The 365-nt window shown below is 63.0% G+C and carries 1 protein-coding gene; it reads left to right on the top strand.

Annotated elements, in window-relative coordinates; all coding sequences use genetic code 11:
* Positions 1-365, top strand: a 365-nt coding sequence (locus PL597_RS26220; RefSeq protein WP_271366682.1) for a LysR substrate-binding domain-containing protein, incomplete at both ends; no start/stop codon positions are given.

The following is a 365-nucleotide window of genomic DNA, read 5'->3' as shown; positions in this document are numbered from 1 at the left end:
GCCATCCATTTTGAACACCCGGCGTGGACCGGAATGGAGGTGACGTTTTTATTTGCGGAGTATTTGCTGCCGGTCTGCCATGCTGCGCTGCTGACAGATGACGATCTTCCGGGGCTGCTTAACCGGCTAACGCGCATTCACCGGCGGCAAAACCCGGACGCCTGGCTGCACTATACCCGCGAGTGCGGTCTGGCGCTGGATAACCCCGCCCAGGGGCCGCGCTACGATCTGCATGAGATGGCGATCGCCGCGGTACTTAGCCAGCAGGGTGTGGCCCTGGTGCCGAAGATGTATGTGGAAAGCGAGCTGAGCGCCGGAACGCTGGTTGCCCCGTGGCCGGGCTCCCCGACGCTGGCTAAGCGCTT

Source organism: Agrobacterium sp. ST15.13.013 (assembly GCF_027956525.1).
In the GTDB taxonomy this organism is placed as follows: domain Bacteria; phylum Pseudomonadota; class Alphaproteobacteria; order Rhizobiales; family Rhizobiaceae; genus Agrobacterium; species Agrobacterium salinitolerans.
The sequence above is the reverse complement of the archived record's forward strand: the minus strand, read 5'-3'. Positions and strand labels throughout refer to the sequence as shown.